The organism is Gilliamella sp. A7 (assembly GCF_002142015.1).
In the GTDB taxonomy this organism is placed as follows: Bacteria; Pseudomonadota; Gammaproteobacteria; order Enterobacterales; family Orbaceae; genus Gilliamella; species Gilliamella apis_A.
In genome coordinates, this window is record NZ_NASN01000097.1 from 1 (window position 1) to 1823 (window position 1823).

The following is a 1823-nucleotide window of genomic DNA, read 5'->3' on the forward strand; positions in this document are numbered from 1 at the left end:
CAATTCCTCTTTATTAATATTCATTTATAAATTTATTTACTACCAAATTTTTATCAATTTTAAATGTAATTGATTTTCATTAAGCTCAAGTGGTTTAACAAAATAGTTAAACGAACTATTACTAAAAAATAAATAAAAAAAATTTCAATGTAATGGAATGTTTTATCAAAAGGAGACATGTTTTTGCGATTTTATCATGAAAGATACCGTATCTTCACTATAGCGTGTTGTACATCATTAAATTCTATAACATCGGCATTATTAAAAATAAGATCTAATAATTTTGTTAATAGTTATGACAATCACAAATCTTATTTTGCTTTTAAAACATGGCTTTTGGGATTTATATTACTATTTCCTTTTACAAATGCCGAGTGTATAACTGTAAAAACAGCAAATTTAATTACTGGTAACGGCCCTTATCTCTCTTTTGATGGAATAAATCGCGCCTTTACTACAGAGCCACTGCTTTGGCTTAGATTATCAAACGGTACGGTTTATCAGCCATATCAAGACCGTTCAAGCAGCAACAATCCGATAGCATTACCTGAGTCAGTTACTAAAGTAAAGGATATCCAAACAATTATACAGTTTAATAATTATCCTAGTATTAGTTTAAGTAGCGTTATCGCAAGCAATAATTATTTTAATGATATTGATGGAGATAGTGGAATTAGTTCATCAGGCACCTTAAATGTGAAGTGGAGTGACGTTAATAATAACGATATCACTAATTGGGTTAAAAATAATCAAGAAGCATATTTATCAACTGTTAATGCCCCCTATAAACTTACCATTTCCTCTACAAGTGGAAGTTTGTCAACACGTTATGGACTTCCACAATCAAGTGATATAAGCAATTTTCAGGGGGCAAGTCATACTTATTATATATTACCCGCAGCTCGAGGTAGAGCGTTAAGGACACAAGGTTTAAATTACGGAAATTCATTTGAAGTTACATCAGATATAAATAAAAACTTTCCTAGAACAGGTGGTGATGGATTAAGTTATTATTTATATTTAAGTAATATTAGTTCTGAAGAGGTGATTGCAGTTAATGGTACAAATGTTAATGCAGTACAGGGGGAAGGTGTTTATTTAACTTTATTACCGGGGAATGGAATTTTAAAAATAACATTAAATGGCCCTAAGTATACTAGAAGTGGAAGCCGTTATGGTTCTGTAGATAAGAAGTTTTCCCGGTCAACATTTGTTCTCTATGCAGATAGAAATCATAGTAAAGTACTTTACCAGTTTCAGATAACAAAATGGTTTATTAGAGCTGGCCAAGCAACCAATGAGTATTTAAAACCTATAACAAAATGTAGGAATTTTAGTCCGAGGCTGAACAGTTATGGGATACCAGATGAAAATAGTTTATCAACATATCGTTTAAATGGTGGTTGGGGACAAAATTCAATATCATTAAATGCATTATTTGGTGAATGGGGAGACTTTGCTGGTTCATGGAATTTAACCGTCCCAACAATAACAAGTTCAGGATTTGTGGTTGACAAAGGTGTAATTAAGCAAAGTCAGTATGATATGAGGGTAACAGTTCTTTGTGTAACGGATGGTAGGTAATCTATATTTATGAACAATTATATCAGCGAAGTTGCCGTGAAGATAGCGTAGCGAAAGTAACGGCTGGTGTCGGAGTTGTCGTCTAAAAAATGCACAGCATTAGAACAAAATATGCAGTGTTTTCATTTTAGTTTAGCTCGTCAACGAATTAATTGTTTAAGCAGTTGACAATCAGTTAACTATCCTATTGAAGTTGATTTAGCCTTTATTAAAAGTCTAAAAAAGCATTATTTGTAATT

General features: G+C 31.9%; 1 protein-coding gene. It reads left to right on the plus strand.

Features of this window, described 5'->3' with window-relative positions; all coding sequences use genetic code 11:
- Nucleotides 1-183 precede the first annotated feature (183 nt).
- Nucleotides 184-1584 carry a hypothetical protein gene (locus B6D18_RS12270; RefSeq protein ID WP_144064001.1) on the plus strand — a complete coding sequence of 467 codons (1401 nt, stop codon included), beginning with the start codon at nucleotides 184-186 and terminating at the stop codon, nucleotides 1582-1584.
- Nucleotides 1585-1823 lie beyond the last annotated feature (239 nt).